The sequence below is a fragment of the Lewinellaceae bacterium genome (genome assembly GCA_020636105.1).
In the GTDB taxonomy this organism is placed as follows: Bacteria; Bacteroidota; Bacteroidia; order Chitinophagales; family Saprospiraceae; genus BCD1.
The window spans coordinates 159,442-173,908 of the sequence record JACJYL010000002.1 but is presented as its reverse complement, the minus strand read 5'-3'; the positions used below and the strand labels follow the sequence as shown (position 1 = coordinate 173,908).

Annotated in this window: 10 protein-coding genes; 3 read left to right on the top strand and 7 right to left on the bottom strand. The window is 42.4% G+C overall.

Annotated features, from left to right (window positions below; translation table 11 throughout):
- Positions 1–158: 158 nt before the first annotated feature.
- From H6571_18125 to H6571_18095, 7 genes are all read right to left on the bottom strand, one after another.
- The gene (locus H6571_18125; GenBank protein ID MCB9325661.1) at positions 159–3,470 is read right to left on the bottom strand and encodes an SBBP repeat-containing protein; all 3,312 of its coding nucleotides are present in this window, start codon (positions 3,468–3,470) and stop codon (positions 159–161) included.
- 441 nt (positions 3,471–3,911) lie between these two features.
- The gene (locus H6571_18120) at positions 3,912–4,682 is read right to left on the bottom strand and encodes a class I SAM-dependent methyltransferase (protein ID MCB9325660.1); all 771 of its coding nucleotides are present in this window, start codon (positions 4,680–4,682) and stop codon (positions 3,912–3,914) included.
- Between the two features lie 39 nt (positions 4,683–4,721).
- On the bottom strand, positions 4,722–5,600 hold the full coding sequence (locus tag H6571_18115; protein MCB9325659.1) for a DNA-binding response regulator: 879 nt from the start codon (positions 5,598–5,600) through the stop codon (positions 4,722–4,724).
- Between the two features lie 93 nt (positions 5,601–5,693).
- Positions 5,694–7,337, bottom strand: coding sequence for a hypothetical protein (locus H6571_18110; protein MCB9325658.1), 1,644 nt, complete (start codon positions 7,335–7,337; stop codon positions 5,694–5,696).
- A 236-nt stretch (positions 7,338–7,573) separates the two neighbouring features.
- Positions 7,574–7,789 carry a helix-turn-helix transcriptional regulator gene (locus tag H6571_18105; GenBank protein ID MCB9325657.1) on the bottom strand — a complete coding sequence of 72 codons (216 nt, stop codon included), beginning with the start codon at positions 7,787–7,789 and terminating at the stop codon, positions 7,574–7,576.
- Between the two features lie 3 nt (positions 7,790–7,792).
- On the bottom strand, positions 7,793–8,329 hold the full coding sequence (locus H6571_18100; GenBank protein MCB9325656.1) for a DUF2975 domain-containing protein: 537 nt from the start codon (positions 8,327–8,329) through the stop codon (positions 7,793–7,795).
- 425 nt (positions 8,330–8,754) lie between these two features.
- Positions 8,755–9,951 (bottom strand): IS256 family transposase, encoded by a 1,197-nt coding sequence (locus H6571_18095; protein MCB9325655.1) that lies wholly within the window; start codon positions 9,949–9,951, stop codon positions 8,755–8,757.
- A gap of 616 nt (positions 9,952–10,567) precedes the next feature.
- Here H6571_18095 and H6571_18090 point away from each other — a divergent pair.
- The 3 genes from H6571_18090 to H6571_18080 all read left to right on the top strand — a co-directional run bounded on the left by H6571_18090 (position 10,568) and on the right by H6571_18080 (position 14,418).
- Positions 10,568–11,050: a hypothetical protein gene (locus H6571_18090; GenBank protein MCB9325654.1), complete on the top strand. Its 483-nt coding sequence runs from the start codon at positions 10,568–10,570 to the stop codon at positions 11,048–11,050.
- A gap of 106 nt (positions 11,051–11,156) precedes the next feature.
- On the top strand, positions 11,157–12,917 hold the full coding sequence (locus H6571_18085) for a gliding motility-associated C-terminal domain-containing protein (GenBank protein ID MCB9325653.1): 1,761 nt from the start codon (positions 11,157–11,159) through the stop codon (positions 12,915–12,917).
- A 154-nt stretch (positions 12,918–13,071) separates the two neighbouring features.
- Positions 13,072–14,418 (top strand): hypothetical protein, encoded by a 1,347-nt coding sequence (locus H6571_18080; GenBank protein ID MCB9325652.1) that lies wholly within the window; start codon positions 13,072–13,074, stop codon positions 14,416–14,418.
- Positions 14,419–14,467 lie beyond the last annotated feature (49 nt).

The window sequence follows — 14,467 nt, the reverse complement described above, 5'->3', positions numbered from 1 at the left end:
GTTTAAAATAGGGCAAACTTCGAAATTCGTTATTGGTTATCCATTATTCTGCGGTTCTGCTTTTTTTGCATATCTTGTTGGATTTGACTGTTCAATTAAACCATTTCAAACCTTCAAATAAAGTCAAACCCCATGAAACAAAGCCAATGAACCCTCAATCACCTAACAAGCGTTACATCCCCCGAAAAAGATTCAACAGATCCGTCAATAAATTCCGCTTCCAGGAAAAACAGGAAAACACCGGAGTTGAGTAATTTCCCGTTAAAGGTACCATCCCAACCGGCGGATGTATCGCCTATGGGGAAATTAGTTCTTTCATAAACCAGGTCGCCCCAGCGATTAAAGATTCTAAAAAAGTTTATGACCTTTACTTTATTGGTAACAAAAGGACGGAAGATGGCATTTGGTGCATTGGCACTTTGGGGAGCGAACGCATTGGGAATGTAAAAAGGAAAATCCTTACTCACCGCGATCAGGATAGAATCCATCGCAAAACAACCCGATGTGTCCTCAATCATAACCATCAGTTCGGTTCTCGAAAGTGGAGAAACATATTGCTCAAAGAAATCTCCTGAGGTTGGATTCGTCAAAATTTGTTGAGGCGACCAGATTGTATTTGCAATAGCCTCTTCATCGATAGATGGCAACGCAATGGCCAATACTGTATCACCATACAGGATTACATTATCCTCGGCTTGCAATGCCAGGTCGACAAAGATCTGGTCTGGCTGCGAAATGATGATCGAGTCGCTCTGAGCCGTGCAATTGTTCTCGTCAGTAACCGTAACGAGGTAAGCTCCGATTGATAAAGTATTTTGATCCTCCATCCCATCCAAAGCATCTTCATTCCAGTCATAATCAATAAACCCCGTTCCATTATTTACCGTAATTTGAATGCTTCCGTCATTACTTTCAAAACAGTGGAGGTCGCTGGCGACAACATCCAACGCAATCGCATCTTCAGGGCTGTTTTCTATGCAAATGTCAAAATACCCTTCTGCTCCTGTAGCATCCGAGACGGCAATAAAATAGGTAGTATTGGCTTCCACGCCCATATGGATCGATAATTCGCCGCCGGAACCCGTATCACAAGTGAACGGAATAGAAGAAGTAATACCGGGACAATCCCCCTGGAAAACAGCCATTTGAGGCTGGGGCAGATCTTCACTGTCGATCGTGATCTTTATACAATCCCTGTCCACCTCGGGGGTAAAAGTGTACCAGACCGTTGCATATTGAAAATCAAAACATCCTCCTATATTTGTCGGGCCGGGCGTGGCTGAGGCACTGCATCCCATGCTGCAGATCGTATCCCGTTTGATATCCAAAAATATGGAGCCGAATGAATTATCCGGATTACAAAGGTCATTGACTCCGCAACCCACTATTTTGGCGATGATAACATCCTCTCCGCCGTTATAGGAATCATCATACGGACTGCCTTCAATGGGGAAATCACTGGAATACGTTCCACCGCCGACAAAAACACTTCCTGTTTCGTCGATGGCGAGATCCAGGGCCCAGTCATTGTCAGCGCCTCCAATGTAGGTCGATTCCAGTAGTGCTGAAAGATCGAAAGAAAAACGCGAGACAAAAATATCCCTGTCGCCATTGTGCGTCTGATCAAACGCATTGGCGGTCACCGGATAATCGGTTGAAAAACTGATCCCTGTGATGAAAACATTTTCCGCTCCTTCAATGACCAGCCCGTAACAGTCATCATCGTCTGCTCCGCCAATGAAAGTGGAAGCAATGATGCCGGACAGATCATTATCCAGTTTCGTAATGATTGCATCGTGGTTGCCATTAAAAGTAGCGTCGTAAACCCCGGTAGTCGTCGGAAACTCCGGAGAACCTGTATAACCTGCTATAAACACATTTTGCGCCGAATCCAGCGTAATGGCATGGCTCTCCTCAAAATTGCTTCCACCTATAAAAGTGGCGGCGGAAAGCATAGAAAGATCATTGTCAAATTTCGCTACAAAAATATCTCCCGAACCATTGTGGGTGGAATCATAAGGCATTCCGGCGAAGGGAAAATCACCAGAGTAGGTAAATCCCGAAATAAAAACATTGCCGGCATTATCGGTAATGATCGCATCGGCTCCTTCATCTGTGCTCCCGCCAATGTAGGTGGAAGCCAGTAAGGCAGAGAGCCCATTGTTCAGTTTTGAAACAAATACATCTTCAAAACCGCCGTTAAAAGTATTGTCAAATCCGCCATTGGCAGGATAATCAGTCGATTCTGTTCTCCCTGTCACAAAAATATTTCCCGCATTATCAAGGGTCAGGTCATAACCGTAATCATCATCCCCGCCGCCGATAAAAGTGGAGACGATGAGGGTAGAAAGGTCATTGTCGAGTTTGCAGACAAAAACATCATTGCTGCCCCCATTATAACTATTATCGTAAGAGGCCCCCGCCATCGGGAAATTGGAGGAGCCGGTCGCTCCGGAAATGATCACCTCCCCCGTTGCTTCCACAATCACTGAAAGTCCGTTGTCCCAGCTGCTGCCCCCAATAAAAGTGGAAACCAGTAAAGTGGAAAGATCATTGTTGAATTTCGACACAAAGGCCTCCTTTACGCCATTAAAACTTTCGTCGAAACTCCCCGCCGTAGTGGGAAAGTTATCGGACCAGGAGTAGCCGGTAATAAAAACGTTTCCACTTTCGTCCACGGTCAGGGCATTGCCCCAGTCATTGCCGCCATCCCCCATAAAGGTAGAAGCCAATAATGGATCGATGATCAGTTCGTAATTCGGATCATAATCTTCCACCAGGAAAGCATAGGTATTTTTTTCCGTTTCCTCTATTTTATATTGCGCTTTCGCGAAACGTTTCCTGCCATTGATCCACTGGTAGGCCACAGGAGCAGAATATGATAATTTCCCGGCGGGTGTGAACACGATCAAATTGCCGTTGGGGGATATTTCCAGTTTATCCGCCCCGTCAATGGCCATTTGAATGGATCGTGGATCAATGTTGGGTTTTACATAAAACAGCTTCTCCACATTATCGTTATAAGCGTTGAGTTTGAGGTCAACACCCGGCCAGATCTCCCCCAGGTTCAGCATCTCATAGCTGGGTATATTCGTTTTCCAGGACGATGGGTCATTGCCGATGAAATAGTTGAAAACTGAAAGCGCTTTTTGCTCGCCGGAGGGCATCTTCCGGGAATATTTTGTTGTATTTCCTGCAAATCTTTCTTTCAATACATAACCTGAGGTACTATCCACGGGCAAGGCGTAAAGGATTTCACCTGCCTTATTAATGATGATATTTCCTGAAAAGGTATGGGCTACATACAAAATGTCCCCATCCCACTGCCCGGCATTTTTCACCCATGGGGCTTTCGTTCCTGAAAGTTGCCTTGCAGGGGTGTTTTTGGAATAAAATGTAGTAAAAAAACTGGCATTTGCCTGAAGAAAAGTAAATACAATAAAACAAGTAGATAAATAAAGTCTAATCATTTTCGGGATAACATTTAGGTGTTTTTGAAAGAAGTTGGATTAATTTTCCCTGGGATGTTTAGCTTTATTACTTTAACCTAAAGACATAATGAAAAACGGGCAGGTATTATTTTATGGGATGGTAAAAATGAACCTGGTGAGGCAGAAATTAACATTCAGGGTGTTCATTCCTTATTCCAGACGAACTACTTATGGCCGTATAACAAAAATAATGTCTTTAAATAAAATTTTGATTGCCCAGTGCTTTAGCGCTGGGTAAAAAATATCATCAAACCCCAGGCCTTTAGGCCTCCAAAAAACGACCATAAAAAAGGGCTAAAAGCCTTGTAGTGTTGGTTTTTGTGTTTCCTTCGCTAATTGAAATTTAATTCCCAGGAAAAATCTGTAAAATCCCCCTATTGAAAAACTATAATGAATCTTTTGTTACACCGTAATAAGTAATCATTTCGCTTTACTCGCAATAACCCCTAAACATTTCCAGGTCACCGCATTGTCCCGGAAATCAATGGGCTCCCGGATGATGATTTCTTCCTGCCAGTCTATTATGGCAAAGCCGATTTTCGTCAATAATTCGACAAGTTTAACAGGAGGATAATAGGCCGCCCAGTGTTCAGCCTGTTTGAAATTGAGCGGGGTGATTAAAATGAGCAGGCCATTGGGTTTTAGAACACGATGCATTTCCAGCAAACCTTCTCCCGGGTTTTCCAGTCTGTCCAATAAAAAACTGCTCAGTACCAGATCCTGGCTCTCCTTTGCAAAGGGCAGATCTGATGCTTTCGCTAAACCCAATTGTAAATTCTCCAGTTGATGCCCCTGTATCTTCAGCCGGTCCGAAAACCCCTTACTTCTCAAGTCAATGATCAATTCTTTACCGTCCACCCAAAATTCACGCGCCCGCTTCAGCATCTGGTAACTGTAATCAATTCCATGGCATTTTGATTTTGGAAAGCTCTTTGCCAGACTGCCAATCCAGCGCCCTACACCACACCCGACCTCCAGGATATTGTGTTCCGGGTAATTTTGATAGTGTTCTTCAGCGAAATCCAAAACGGCCTGTATCGGATAGTGCCCCCATAAAGCATCGGCGAGATGAAGGGCCGTTTGCCGAACCACCATATCATCATACCGTTCGTAGATATCCTTTTTAAAATCTGTTGCAGTTTTATCGTAAAAGAATGGGATGCCGTTGCGGTACCTCAGTGGTTTTTTCATATGTCAAAGGTAAGTACTTTAATCCAGTGTGTCACCTTGTCAAGGTAACGCCTCGCTTGGATTTTCCATCCGCCAATCCACTGGCGTCTTCCCAAACTCCTGCTTAAACACCCTGGTAAAATAACTGGGATCACTAAATCCACTGTCAAAAGCAACGGCGGTGATGCTCAATTCCGGATCCTGCAACAATGTTTTTGCTTTTTTCAACCTCAGGAAACGGATGAAGCTGTTGGGAGAAAAACCGGTCAATGCATCCAGCTTTCGCCGGAACTGGGAAGGGCTGAGGTACAGCTCTTTGGCCAGCTGATCGACATTCAGATTGAAATCGGTTATGTGTTCTTCAATCATCTCCCGGACTCTGGCAACAAATGGATCTTCGATGGCTGCTTCCTTCATATTTTTTGGTTCAGATGCATCAACCAAACCGGCAATATTTTGATGGCGCCTCCGCATATTATCTCTCAGCTCGAACAGGTTCCTGATGGTCAGCAACAATTCCTGCTTTTCGTAAGGTTTGGGCAGATAGGCGTTGGCTCCCAGTTCCAGCCCTTCTATTTTACTGTCCATGTCGGCACGTGCGGTGAGCATGATCACGGGGATGTGATCCGTTCGTTCATCGGACTTGACTTTCCGGCAAAATTCAAACCCGTCCATCACGGGCATCATCACATCGCTGATGATCAGGTCGGGAATGATCTCGGTGGCAATGTCATACCCTTCCTGCCCATTTTTGGCGACGGCCAGCCTGTAGCCCCCAAGGCAGGAGGCCACATAGGCCACGACATCAGGGTTGTCCTCAACAAGCAGGATCAATGGTTTTTCTTTGGTTTTTGCCTTTTCCATATCGACGTTTTGGGATGCCACCGGATTTTCTATTCCTGATCCGATGGGCTTCCGGTCAATGGATATTTCTTTCACTTCCCTGATGTCCTTTTTTACAGGGGGTAATGGGGTTAAAGGTATGGCTGTCAAAACAGCCTCCTGGCTTATCTATACCATGAGTGAGCAGCCTTATTTTCGACCAACTTCCTTAGCCCAATCACCTCTATAAACTATTTTTTGGTCGTGAATTTTAAAAATAAACTTACCATACTGAACTGAAATTCCGGCAGATGCATTTACAATCCAACAATTATCAGGGATATGAAAGAAATTTTCAGATGTAATTACGTCATTATTCAATTGGTCTTTTATAGAAACTGATATTTGTGGTCCAACATCCCACCCTAGGTGCGTGTTATAGCTCACTACTAAATCCCCGACCAATTTAAAATTTTCGTTGGGCTCTATTTTAGTTTTGATGCTTCCGATTTTTCCTTTATTCAGATCTTTTTCAGGAGTAACTTCAATGCTCAATTTAGGTAATTCGAAAGGTGTTTTTGAAGCTAAAATAAAGATAGATTCAGTTTTAACAATGGTATTGTCCTTATCGTAAAACTCAAAAGCAAGTTCTATATCCTCAATTCCATCTGGATTAATTGTCAATTCATCCGCAAAATAGCCTTTGCTTATTATGTTTTTTTCATAGATAACTTTATCACGGTATTTTACAACCACTTTTTTTACATCTTCGTTATTATAGAGTTCTAAAGGTATTTTAGTATTGGTATGTATCGATTTGTTCTTTGGACTTAAAATCAAGCCTTTCATATAATCTCTCATAGCAAACCAAACCGGACGAGGCGAACCATAATGGTCGTTTAAATCGCTATACCCCCAAAACCCAAACCACTCTTCTGGTTGAGTTATATTGTGAACACTTTTTTCACCGCCTTTCCACCATCCGTCGGCATAATAAAATGGACACATACCAACAGCACCAGCATCAAGAAGGTCTCTATAGTTAGCAATTAGACCATCACTTTGTTCTTGTAGTGTATTGCTGCCGTATCGACCAGAACCACCTTTTGGTGATACGGAATATCCAAATTCGGTCGTTATAAAAGGCTTATCTAATCCGTTTAATTCATTCAAGCCTTTAATATAATCTCTAAATCCCATTGTTGCTGTTTGACCCTCGATATGGTCGTAACAATTGTATGCGTATACATCAAAGATACTTTGATCCATGTAATCACTAATCATAGCATTTGCCGAAAGCGTTACCGGAACTCCAGGATGTTTTTCATGAATAATATCTTTAAGGAGTTGCATAAAATTTACAAATGCTTTTCCTGAAACGTGGTGGATATGGTCTGTTTGTGGTTCATTGATAACCAGGTAGGATATTATACAATCGTATTTTGGAGCATACGTCATGAGTTTTTTCATGTCTTTTTTAATACGATTTAAAAATTCAGGATCACCGTAATCTCCTTTCGGATTTACCTCTAAACCCATAATAAGTTTTAAACCCGATTCTTGAACAAGTTTCAATTGAGCTTCAGAATATTGACTCCAGGTTCTAATGGCGTTGTAGCCACCCTCTTTAATGTTTTCCAGATCGAATTTCATTAATTCCAGGTAATCTTGTTTTTCGTCCTCATAAGGATGTTGTCCTGGACGTGCCCCTATTTCATAACCGATAGCTTTTATAAAGAACTTTTCTCCTTCAAGATAGTACCAGTTGTCTTTTATTTCAATTTTTGTTTGTGAATACCCAAGGATGGTTGCACAAAGAAATAAAGTGATTGTTAAAGCTAAATTTCGTTTCATATTTATATATTTTTGGTTGCACTGTAGCTGTCCGGGTGTATTACTTTTCCGATAACTTATATTTAATGCACCTAACTTTCAATTTACAATGTTTATTTAAATTCACAATCCTAAATTTAATTTAATATTTGCACCTGCTTTACTTTTAACAGAAATCTCCTTCCATTCAATTCGCTCATTTTCTGGCAGTGGATTTTTCCATCTTGCCATATATAAATATTGTTTTCATAATTGTTTTAATTTTCGGATTCTTCAACATATTCAAGAATGTCAGCAGGCTGGCAGTCTAAAACTTTACAAATGGCTTCTAAAGTGCTAAAGCGAATAGCTTTTGCTTTTCCTGTTTTTAAAATGGAAAGGTTTGATAGGGTTAACCCTACTTTATCGGATAGCTCATTAAGCGACATTTTTCGCTTTGCCATCATTACATCAAGGTTTACAATGATTGGCATAGCTTATACGGTTAAGTCGTTTTCGTTTTGTAATTCAATACCTTTCTTGAATATGAAAGCAATCACAAATAGTATTGCCGTCATTAGCAAATAAGCTCCACCGTCATTCCAATATCTTTCAACAATTCCAACATTATAGCCTTTATCAGATAGTTGGCTGACAACTTCTTGTGCTATGATGCTGATTATTCCAATTGAAAGAGTGTAGTAAGTGATTTTTGTGATAACTCCACTTACATTCTCACTAAATGGCTTTGTAATGTTTAGTGTTTTGAAAAGCTTGAGTACAACAAAGAAGAGGTAAGCTTTTAATGCTGAAATTGCTACAATTAGAGCAAATACCAATGTGTAGATTGACTTACTTTTTAAATAGAGTTCCGAAAGGTCAAGCCCAAGATGAAGATTATGAGTTGCAATGGGTTTAAACAAACTAAAAACGTAGTTGAATAACAATGCACCTGTTTGGATGCAGTAACCGAAGAAAATCAGCCAACAAATGACCTGAATTCCTTTCCAAATGAAGTTGTTTCTTTTTGACATATCTATTAATGAGTTAAAATTGATGTCGCAAAGATAAAATTTATTTATTGATAAACAATAAATATTTATTGATGTTAAAAAAATATTTACTGAACTACATTAGTATGTTCCTGTAATTAATTGATTATCATTTATTTGATTTCAGATTTGTAATTCCAAATAATGTTTCGTTTGGAATAGGTCGTCTTTGTTTTGCAGTTATCTTTCTCACAATGCCCGCGAACGGTGAGTATATAAAGCGTAGCATCTGAAGGGTGCTATGATTTCATATACATTGGCAGCAGGGTTACATTTTAACTAATTTATGGACAGAATGAATTTTACTCTTACTTTTCAGATTTAAAAAGTAAATACCAGGAGGTAGGTTTAATTGACAGTATCCTATTAAGTGTGTAAATAAAAAATAGAGGGCTTCGCCCGAATTTTTAGATTTTGACTCTTTCGTCAAAAATAGCAATAAATTGGTTAAGAATAATGGGCCAGTTGCGAATCGGCATGGTCCATTTTTTCGTTATTTCAAAAATCGCCAGATAAACCGACTTTTTCAATGCATTATCCGTTGGAAAAGACATTTTGTTTTTGGTGTATTTTCTGATTTTTCCGTTGAGATTTTCAATCAAATTTGTGGTATAAATGATCGTTCTAATTTCAAGAGGGAAGTCAAAAAAAGTGGTCAGCTCATCCCAGTTATTATACCATGATTTAATAGCGTAAGGATACTTGTGATTCCATTTTTCATCAAAGTCCTTTAGAGCTGCCTGGGCGGCTTCTTTGGTCGGTGCTCCATAAATGGTTTTCATGTCTTTGGCAAAAACCTTACGATCTTTCCAGACAACGTATTTGGAAGCATTCCTGATTTGGTGCACGACACAAATTTGAGTGCTCGTTTCAGGAAAAACACTTTTAATAGTCTGGGTAAAACCGTTGAGATTATCCGTCACGGTAATTAAGATATCTTCTACGCCCCGAGCTTTGATATCGGTCAGTACGCCCATCCAAAAACTGGCGGCTTCACTTTTACCCAACCACATGCCCAAAACCTCTTTCCTCCCGTCTTTCTTGAGTCCTACGGCCAAATAGACTGTTTTATTGGTCACTCTGGAGTTCTCACGGACTTTAAAAACAATCCCATCCATCCACACGATTAGATACTGAGATTCCAGGGGGCGATTTTGCCAGGCAATGATATCCTCGGTCACCTTATCGGTGATTTTGGAGATGGTAGACGTAGAGATGTTGAAGTCATACAAATCCCGAATTTGTTCCTCAATATCGGCATTGCTCATCCCTTTGGCATAAAGTGAAATTACGATCGATTCAATGCCTTTAGCCAGCCTGGATCGTTTAGGAACAATCTGAGGTGTAAAACTTCCATCCCGGTCTCTGGGCACCTCGATTTCAGATTCGCCATAGGAGGTTTTGATTACTTTTTTAGAATTGCCGTTCCGGGCATTTGGATTGTCGCTCCTCTGGTGTTTGGCATAATCCAGATGGGCATCAATTTCTCCTTCCAGCATTTTTTCAATGCCGCGTTTGTGAAGCTCACTGAGGAAAGATTCTAACTCATCCCCAGTCTTAAATTGCTTCAGGAAATCATCGTTTAATAGATCTTCTTTTTTCATCATCAGTAAAGTATGTTTTAAAATTACAAAAAATTAAAATAGGGGGCCATGGCCCCCTATTTTAAAACTTACACACTTTACTGGATACTACCGAATAAATAATTCCACATATTAAGATAGCAATAAGAATTTTAGTCGATTTTTTCATTCCTTCAAAATGTTAGTTTGAGTTTCATTTAGCATGGCACACAACGTGAGTGGATATGACGGTGCCGACCTTGTGGAGGCACTGGACATTATCCACATTGTTAGCCACCGTTTTACTTGTCTTCATTCAATTTTATAGATTTAGTTTATATGCATTCCATTATTCTTTATAGTCAAAATAGTGGGAAACCCAGATTTGGTATTTGAAAGATAAAAAGGCTTTGGCCAGACCAAGATAATGACCTTTTATAACTTGTATTGTCATTTTAATTCGGCCTCGTTCATAATTTACTACTTTTTTTAGCATTTTTTTAGCGTTGTGTCACATTCAGCAAAAAATGTGGGTATTATTTCTGAAACCTTCCTAAAATATCAAAAGATAATGAAAGAAAATAAACTATTAATTTTTGGTTCATTCGTGTTCATGCTCTTGGCCTTGTGCCAAGCCTGCACAAAGGAAAATATAGATATGACAATAATCGAGGAAGAGGTTCCGGTGGATACTATCCTTTGTGACCTTTTGGTAACTATTTTTCAAGAGGAAGACAGCATGGATATGCCTTTTCTATGGGTGGATTTGCAAGGCGGGACTGCCCCTTTTAATTATCTCTGGTCGGATAGTACTAAAGCTGATACTTTGCTTGTCATTGCCAATGGTACGTATTCGGTTACTGTAACCGACAATAACCAATGTACCTCCACCGCCGATTTTGACTACGAATCACCTGACCCTTGTGCTGGATTCCAGATCACTTCTATTCAGGTGGTAACGGATAGTTTCCCAACTACCTACTCCCTAACTCCTCAGTTGATGGGGGGCACTGCTCCCTTCTATTATTTATGGTCGGAAGGCTCGACCGTAGAGACCTTAGTGACCGATGTGTCCGATACCTATTCGGTGACGGTGACGGATAACGAGGGCTGTACGGACGAGGAAGTAATTACACTGTAAAAAAAACAGAGGAGTCAGTGTCACAATGTGGCTGTCCTCCGGGTACTCTATTCAAATACATTCTCAACCAATTAAAAAATCTTCTGTGTTTCTGCAAAGAATAAGCATGCATATTCAAAATTCCCTTTTTACACTTGCTTTTCTTATCATGGGGGTTGCACACTGCTTCAGCCAAGAAATCTGCGACAACGGCATAGACGATGACAGTGATGGGTTGGTTGATCTGAACGACCCGGACTGTTCCTGTGGGCAGGAAATATGGACCTTGCTGGACAACATTCCCAATCCATCATTTGAGGAAAAACTTTGCACCCCCAATTCTCTGTCCCAACTGTTCTGCGTGACCGATTGGGAACAACCTGCTCCCGGCACGACAGATTATTTCCACACCGACGGGCTAAATTACAACTGCTTGTTCCCCAGCGGTTCACTACCCGATGGGAATGGATATATCGGTTTTCATGACGTAAATGACCCCGACATTTCTTCTCCTGTACAAAAGGAATATGCTGCAGTTTGTTTGAACGGAATATTGGAAGCCGGCAATGAATACAACCTTACTTTTCAACTTGGGTTCGCCAACGATTGGAATTGTGTGGATCCCATGACTCCCAACCAGTCACCGTCCCCCTATGTGGTCGGCATTTTCGGTACTTCAGATTGTGGGGAAATCCCTTTCGAAGTGACCAGCCCCGGTGTTTGTCCGACCGCAAACCCCAATTGGGTACAGTTGGGCCTCGACACCATTGCCGGTTCGGAAGGGTGGGTGGAAGGAAGCATATCCTTCACCCCAGGCATAGACATCTTTGGTTTTGCTATCGGGCCTGCTTGCCCCCTTGCCCCCGCTTCATCAAACAAGACTTATATGTTTTTGGACGACCTCAAGCTGTACGGGAAAGACACTAACTCCTACACTACAGGGTACCCGTGCACCAATGACGTTGCCTTCTCGGTCGAGGTGTCGGGGGCAAGTTTCCAATGGTACAAAAACGGGGTGGCCGTCCCGGGCGAAACGGGAAGCACCCTGGGCAATTTCGACAGCTACGACGTCAACGACGTTTATCAGGTGAAGATTGAATACCCAAACGGTTGTGCCATTTCGGATACCTTTAGCATACCAGTGGCCGAATGGCCTGAACTTTCCATTTCTGACCTCGTGCCTGCCAATTGTAACGGCGGCGGCGGGGCAACTGCACAAGTCAACGGGGGCACCCCTCCATATCAGTACCTGTGGAGCAACCAATCTGACCAGCCCTTTTTGGAAAACGCAGCAAAAGGTTCGTATAGCCTGGTAGTAACTGACGATAAGGGCTGTACCACCGAAGGTTCAGTGGAGGTAACGGAGTTCCGATTCTTTGACGATTTACTTTCGGACACGACCTTGTGTCCGGGATATTCCCTGCAGTTGGACGCCCATTTCCCAGGGGCCAGTAGCTACAAGTGGAACACCGGGGCAGAAGACCCTGTCATCGAGGTGTTCGCACCGGGCGTGTATGCTGTTGAGTTGACCTATCAGGGCTGCCACCAAGTAGACAGCTTGAACATCCGTGAGAAAAATGCACAGGATTGCCCCTCCTGCATCTATGTTCCAAATGCCTTCTCCCCCAACGGTGATGGGTTCAATGATACTTTCCAGGCTTATCTCTCCAGCGACTGCAATCTGTCCAGCTTCCACTTATCGGTTTTTGACCGTTGGGGCGGCCATGTTTTTGAGACATACGACATCAGCACTGGCTGGGACGGCTCTTGGAAAGGTAAGGCAGTAGTGCCAGGGCTGTATGTCTATCACCTTGTATTCAACATTGGCAGTGGCCCCGAAAACTTTGTTGCAAAGGAATTGAAAGGCGGGATAACGGTGGTGCGCTAAAGGTTCAGCGAAAACGAACCGCTGGTACTTCGACTTGAATAGGGCGACCGGAAGGGGCAGGACACCCCAACCTGGTACTGACATAGAAAATCCATATTTTTTAACTACAGGTTATGCCGATTCAGTTTTTGACATGACCTTAAAATTCTTGATCATGAAAAAATGTTTATTAGACTATTCAATGATGGCTCTTTTGAGCTTTTACCTGTTTTCCACCGCTCCCGTTTCGGCACAGGATACATTTGAAGTGGTTGCCGACCTGCCGTCATCAGAGACATTTGAAGTGGTTGCGCTTCAAATGCTCGACGAAAATATAGGCTGGGTATCTGGCTTGAAAAATAATCCTTTGGGAGAACCTCGTTCTGCCGTGTGGAAAACAACGGACGGGGGACTAACATGGACGGATATATCACCATTGCCCATAGCGTCACCTTATCCAAGCACTTTATCTGAATTGTTTTTCTATGATGAAATGACCGGCTGGGCAGGTGGTGAAAACGGAGTGTTATACAAGACCAGCGATGGGGGGGCGACTTGGACGGATGTCAGCCCTTACGACAATATGGATAATGACGGCCTTGTGGGAGCGGTCAAATCTTATGATGGCTCCACTGTTTTTGCTACGGAGTCCACTCCGGAGGCCAGGGTCTACCAAAGTCAGAACTCAGGTGCTGATTGGGATTATACGGCGATATTCCCATCAGGGACTGATTACTTAGTTGGCCAGGATATTTTTTTAAAGAGCGCCCAGGAAGTATGGGTATGTGGAAATTCGGTTTCAGGCAATGACGGCGGTTTCGTTGCCCGCTCAACAGACGGTGGACAGACCTGGGAAAACATAGTGACTGACGATGCCTTTTCTTTTGCAAATATTCAGATTTTCGGGGATTTTGGGTGGGCTTCTGCCAATAGTAGTGATCACATGAAAATTACAAATGACGGTGGACAGACCTGGTCTGATCTGAGCCTGCCGAACAATGCATACGCCCCATTTTTTATTGACGAAAACAGGGGCTGGAGTTTACAAGCTAATTCCACAAGTTATAAAACAGAAGATAGAGGACAAACATGGGAACCAGTTGATTTTGAAAGCCCGGCTACAGGCGCATTCGGATATTATGTTGCGAATTCTTATGTGCCAGGCAAAGGGATTTGGGTACTCGGAAGAACTGGTTTTGGTGAATACCGATTGTATAAGTTCCCCATTTCCCCTACTTCTTCAAGGGAGGTCATTGCTTCCGAAAATTTCATCAACGTAGTCAACAACCCTTTTTCTGAGCAGATTGCTTTGCGATTAAACGGCGATGCAAGTTTGAAGAGAGGACTTGAGTTTCAGCTTTTCGATGTAAGCGGAAGATTGGTTTTTTCCGAAAAAAGAAAACACGTGAATGCAGGGGAAGCCATTGTCCTAACCCCTACGGTCCTACTGGCAAAGGGGACATATGTCCTGAAAACATGGATGGGTGAGGGGGGTGTTGCCGAAATGTTGATAAAGCAATAAGCCTAAACCAATGATATGCAAATTGTGAATTCACTCAGGCTTTTATTCT

Excerpts from the sequence above, each read along its gene's own strand:
- H6571_18125 (MCB9325661.1), bottom strand. The coding sequence starts at position 3,470 with ATGATTAGACTTTATTTATCTACTTGTTTTATTGTATTTACTTTTCTT.
- H6571_18120 (MCB9325660.1), bottom strand. The coding sequence starts at position 4,682 with ATGAAAAAACCACTGAGGTACCGCAACGGCATCCCATTCTTTTACGAT.
- H6571_18110 (MCB9325658.1), bottom strand. The coding sequence starts at position 7,337 with ATGAAACGAAATTTAGCTTTAACAATCACTTTATTTCTTTGTGCAACC.
- H6571_18105 (MCB9325657.1), bottom strand. The coding sequence starts at position 7,789 with ATGCCAATCATTGTAAACCTTGATGTAATGATGGCAAAGCGAAAAATG.
- H6571_18100 (MCB9325656.1), bottom strand. The coding sequence starts at position 8,329 with ATGTCAAAAAGAAACAACTTCATTTGGAAAGGAATTCAGGTCATTTGT.
- H6571_18095 (MCB9325655.1), bottom strand. The coding sequence starts at position 9,951 with ATGAAAAAAGAAGATCTATTAAACGATGATTTCCTGAAGCAATTTAAG.
- H6571_18090 (MCB9325654.1), top strand. The coding sequence starts at position 10,568 with ATGACAATAATCGAGGAAGAGGTTCCGGTGGATACTATCCTTTGTGAC.
- H6571_18085 (MCB9325653.1), top strand. The coding sequence starts at position 11,157 with ATGCATATTCAAAATTCCCTTTTTACACTTGCTTTTCTTATCATGGGG.
- H6571_18080 (MCB9325652.1), top strand. The coding sequence starts at position 13,072 with ATGAAAAAATGTTTATTAGACTATTCAATGATGGCTCTTTTGAGCTTT.